Source organism: Streptomyces sp. NPDC002784, from assembly GCF_053592135.1.
Genome location: NZ_JBSFVD010000093.1, coordinates 1 through 4,579 on the forward strand (window position 1 = coordinate 1; position 4,579 = coordinate 4,579).

The window sequence follows — 4,579 nt, forward strand, 5'->3', positions numbered from 1 at the left end:
CAAAAGAATTGATGTCTGATTATCAAAAGCAATTAGAAAACTTGGAAAATAAAATTCAAAAAGTTGTTCATTTTATTTCGGAGAGGGAGTAAAAATGACAGTGATTTATATGCCAAAACAATCGAACGGAACGGTTCATTCTTCAACAGTTGTGAGCTGTTTTTTGAATGCTGATGAATAGTGAGATTAGAGCAGGTCATAAATAAGGGTCATATTTAAAAGCTAAAATTGTACGTTTTAGTCAATTACATACAAGGGTTCTGTTGCAAAGTTTTAAATAAAGAATAAAATCCCTTACGGTATCTATGATTTAGGCTGTTATTCCCATTAATACCTTGATTTCAGTAGACACCGAAAAGCCGAAGAGAGTGCCTTCTTTTCGGGTTTTCTTATATAATCCTCGAATGGCTTCCATGCCCTTAATCGTGGTAGAGGCAGTGCGTAAACTTCGATAGAATTTATTGCGTCTCTTTACTGGACGATGGTCTTGTTCAATCAAATTATTCAGGTATTTAATGGTACGATGTTCTGTCCCTTGATAAAAGCCGTATTCTTTTAGTTTCTTAAAGGCACTTGTAATAGAGGGGGCTTTATCTGTGACTACAACCTTCGGTTCATCAAACTGCTTCACTAACCGCTTAAGAAAAGCATAGGCTGCTTGTGTGTCCCGTTTTTTACGTAACCAAATATCCAAGGTTAAACCATCTGCATCGATGGCTCGATACAAATAATGCCATTTTCCTTTAATTTTGATGTACGTTTCATCCATTTTCCATGAATAAAAGGATTTTTTATTTTTCTTTTTCCAAATTTGATAGAGTAGTTTGCCATATTCTTGTACCCAACGATAAATCGTCGTATGAGAAACGTTAATGCCACGATCATATAAGATTTCTTGAACTTCACGATAGCTAAGGTTATAACGAAGATAGTAGCCCACGGCTACAATAATCACATCCTGCTGAAATTGCTTTTCTTTAAAATGATTCATCGTCATTCCTCCTGCTATCTTTTTCTATTATTCTACCTTATTTGATAGTAGATTTAAAACTTTGCAACAGAACCCTATATTCGTTACAATGGTTATGGGAAGTTTTTCAAAAGGTTAAGAAAAGCTTACGGGGGTTTTTGAAATCAAAAAGTAGTAGGGGACGATAAAATGAAACATACACACAAAATCATATTGGCTGTCACTTCTGTATGCACTGTTATTATTCTAGGTGTAAGTATCTTTTTTGTTACACAAGCAGTAACAAACAATAAATTAGAAAACACTAGTCAAACAACTCAACACTCAAGCAGCAGCTCAAAACCTGTTGAAGATAAACAAACGACGAAACAGCTTGATCAAGCAAAACAGCTTGCTGCAAGTTATCATTATGATGAAGCCATCGCCTTACTTGAAAAAGACGACGCCAAAGAAGCGCAACAATTGTTAGCAACTTTGAAAAAAGAAAAAGAATCCTTGGTAAAATGGGAAGACCCGACCAAAATCTCACACGTCTTCTTTCATAGTCTGATTGTTGATCCAGCTAAGGCTTTTCATACCCAGCAAGCACAAGGGTATAAAGATTATATGGTCACTATTTCCGAATTCAATAAAACCATTGATCAGTTATATAAAAATAACTATGTTCTTGTTAATCTAAATGGATTAGTCAAAAAAGGAACAGATGGAAAACTGACCTTTACAGGTGTTTCTCTTCCAGAAGGAAAGAAACCGTTAATTCTTTCGCAAGACGATGTCAGCTATTATGAATACATGGACAATTCAGGATTTCCAAGTAAGTTGATTGTCGATAAACAGAACCAAATCAAGAATATTTATATCGACAATAAGAAGGAAACTGTTGGTGACTATGATATGGTTCCATTGATCGATTCATTCATTAAAAAACATCCCGATTTTTCTTATCAAGGCGCCAAAGGAACATTAGCTTTAACAGGCTATAATGGTGTATTAGGTTACCGTACATCAAAATCAGAATATGGTGATAACGAAAAAACAAACAAAGAAATCGAAGCAGCCAAAAAAGTTGCTGATCAATTAAAGAAAGATGGTTGGAGTTTTGCTTCTCATACTTGGGGACACTTGAATATGACACAAGCTTCTTTAGCCGATATCCAACAAGATAATGAACGTTGGCAAAATGAAGTTGCACCTATTTTAGGCAAAACAAATATTTTGATCTACCCATTTGGCGCTGACATCAGCGATTGGCAACCTTATTCTGAAGCAAATCAAAAATTTGCTTACTTGAAACAACAAGGATTTGATATCTTCTGCAATGTCGATGCCTCAACTCCTGCATGGGGACAACTAGGAACTGACTACTACCGTAACGCCAGAATCAATATTGACGGTATCCGTTTCGAAGCTGACCTAAAAGGAGAAAATCCAATACTTGATCAATTTATCAACGTCAAAGAAGTGTATGACCAAAAAGATCGAGGATAGAGGTTGTGAAAGAAGCGTCCAGCTCCGCCGACAATAAGTAGGAATTAACTATCTAGGAACGCATACCATGCGTAAAACAGGCGCTTATAAGGTCTATACCCAGTCAAACTATAATATTGGTTTAGTGATGCATTTATTAAACCATTCAAGTGAAGCCATGACCTTAACGTATCTTGGATTAGATCAAGCTAGTCGAGAAACGATGTTAGACCAAATTGATTTTGGGTAATGAATGTTTAGAACTTAGTAGTCGTCCAAAAACGACTACTTTTTTTGTTGAATCGTCCTTGGACGATTCAATGCTTTTGACTTGTAAGAACAGGATTGAATGAAGCCATACTGTTCGCATATTTTTAGTGGATGAACAAACAAAATACGAGAGATTTTTTGTTCGTTCATCCATGGTTTTAGAAAAAAGAGGGACGATTTCGGAAGAAGAAAATCGTCTCTTTTTTTTCTTCTTTTTGTATGACAAAAAGAAAGATTTTTTGCCCATTTTATTTTTATAAAATGGGTAGGTGGCGTTTGCGTAAAGCAAATCGACACAATCCAAAGGGGATAAAAGGGGAAAGTGAAACTTCCCCCTTTTCAAGCCACATTGTAATACAAGAACGAAGTAATTTGTATTACAATGTGATAGCTTACAGCAGTATTTATGGGTTTATATTTGCTATTTTGTTGTGAGGATTGTAACCGAATAGGGCGCAATGCTTATTACAAAATCAATGACAAAGGGCGATTGAGGAATGAGCGCTGGGGCATTTTATCTTTGAGGAGGCTATTTATGGATCAGAAAGAAGTATCACAAAATCAAACAAAGTACATTCAATTTAGATTATCTGAAGAACAATACAATAAGCTGAAAATTTCAGGAGAAACATATGGACTCTCTCCGAATCTTTATGCGAAAAAATTAGCACAAAAATCTCATTTAAAAAAACCTTATCTCGAACATGACCAAGCGAAATCTTTATTATTAGAACTCTCAAAACAAGGAACCAATTTAAATCAAATCGCCAAGAAACTCAATCAATTCGATCGGATGGACAACCAAGATAAAGAGCTGATCGTGGCTTTACGCTATACATACGGAGTACTCGCTCAAGCTCAAAAGGGGTATCAAGAGTTATGGCAACAATTGCAAAAATAAGCAATGGCGCAAGTGCAGCGAGCGCCCTTAATTATGCTTTAGGGCAAGACAGACCCATGCATGAAAAAACTGAACAGTGGCTACAAGACCATCAATTGGAACGTCCTGTGGAGCTGACAAATTGTCGGGCAGTTGCCGTGGGTGGAACCAACGGGATTGATCCCTTTATCGCCAAAGAACAATTTGATGTCATTCGACAACTTCATAACCAAACCAAAGAATCCAATCAAGTCTTGCGTATTACCCAATCTTTCGCCTTAGATGAACTGAATCCGAAAGTTCAAAAAGACTGGCAAAAAGCCAATGATTTAGGCGTTGAATTAGCAGAAAATCTCTATCCTAACCATCAAAGTGCTGTGTATACGCATTTAGACGGAAAAAATCACGTCTTACACAACCACATCATTGTCAATAAGGTCAATTTAGAGACAGGCAATAAATTAAGAGAACAAAAAGGAGAAAGCGTTCAACGAGCACGAGAAATGAATGATCGACTCGCTTCTCGAGAGAACTGGCACATTTTAGAGCCACCAAATGAGCGCCAAACAGAGACAGAAAAAGAACTAATCGCCAAAAATGAGTATTCTTACATGGATGATTTGAGAGAAAGAATCAATAAATCGCTTCAAGATGTCTCTGTGAGCTCATACGAAGCGTTTAAGGAACGATTATCTGACAATGGGGTAATTCTATCAGAAAGAGGCCAAACGTTCTCATATGCCTTTTTAGACGCCAATAACAAGCAAAGACGAGCACGAGAGACCCGATTGGGTTCTGATTTTGGAAGGGAGACCATTTTACATGAGTTGGAAAACCGAGCAAGACAAAACGAATTTAGAGCTGTTGAACAACGAGAACCAGCGATTACTCCGCTTGAGCGAGACACTCAACAAAGAGAATCAGAAATTGTTAGCCTTGAACAAGCAATTGAACCAAGAAAATCAGAAGCTCTCAAGCGAGAATCAAAAATT

Annotated in this window: 4 protein-coding genes; 3 read left to right on the top strand and 1 reads right to left on the bottom strand. The window is 36.8% G+C overall.

What is annotated here, in order from left to right:
- Positions 1-310 precede the first annotated feature (310 nt).
- Complete coding sequence (locus tag ACWD1Z_RS36505; RefSeq protein WP_046124060.1) at positions 311-991, bottom strand: IS6-like element IS1216 family transposase; 681 nt, start codon at positions 989-991, stop codon at positions 311-313.
- 168 nt (positions 992-1,159) lie between these two features.
- Between ACWD1Z_RS36505 and ACWD1Z_RS36510 the strand changes: the two genes are divergently transcribed.
- The 3 genes from ACWD1Z_RS36510 to ACWD1Z_RS36520 form a co-directional block, all read left to right on the top strand.
- Positions 1,160-2,458 carry a polysaccharide deacetylase family protein gene (locus tag ACWD1Z_RS36510; RefSeq protein ID WP_014017385.1) on the top strand — a complete coding sequence of 433 codons (1,299 nt, stop codon included), beginning with the start codon at positions 1,160-1,162 and terminating at the stop codon, positions 2,456-2,458.
- 784 nt (positions 2,459-3,242) lie between these two features.
- Positions 3,243-3,608, top strand: coding sequence for a plasmid mobilization protein (locus ACWD1Z_RS36515; RefSeq protein ID WP_032398722.1), 366 nt, complete (start codon positions 3,243-3,245; stop codon positions 3,606-3,608).
- Positions 3,587-4,579: relaxase/mobilization nuclease domain-containing protein (locus tag ACWD1Z_RS36520; protein WP_451125090.1), on the top strand; the 993-nt coding region annotated here is incomplete at its 3' end. The genes ACWD1Z_RS36515 and ACWD1Z_RS36520, both read left to right, overlap by 22 nt.

Excerpts from the sequence above, each read along its gene's own strand:
- ACWD1Z_RS36505 (WP_046124060.1), bottom strand. The coding sequence starts at position 991 with ATGAATCATTTTAAAGAAAAGCAATTTCAGCAGGATGTGATTATTGTA.
- ACWD1Z_RS36510 (WP_014017385.1), top strand. The coding sequence starts at position 1,160 with ATGAAACATACACACAAAATCATATTGGCTGTCACTTCTGTATGCACT.
- ACWD1Z_RS36515 (WP_032398722.1), top strand. The coding sequence starts at position 3,243 with ATGGATCAGAAAGAAGTATCACAAAATCAAACAAAGTACATTCAATTT.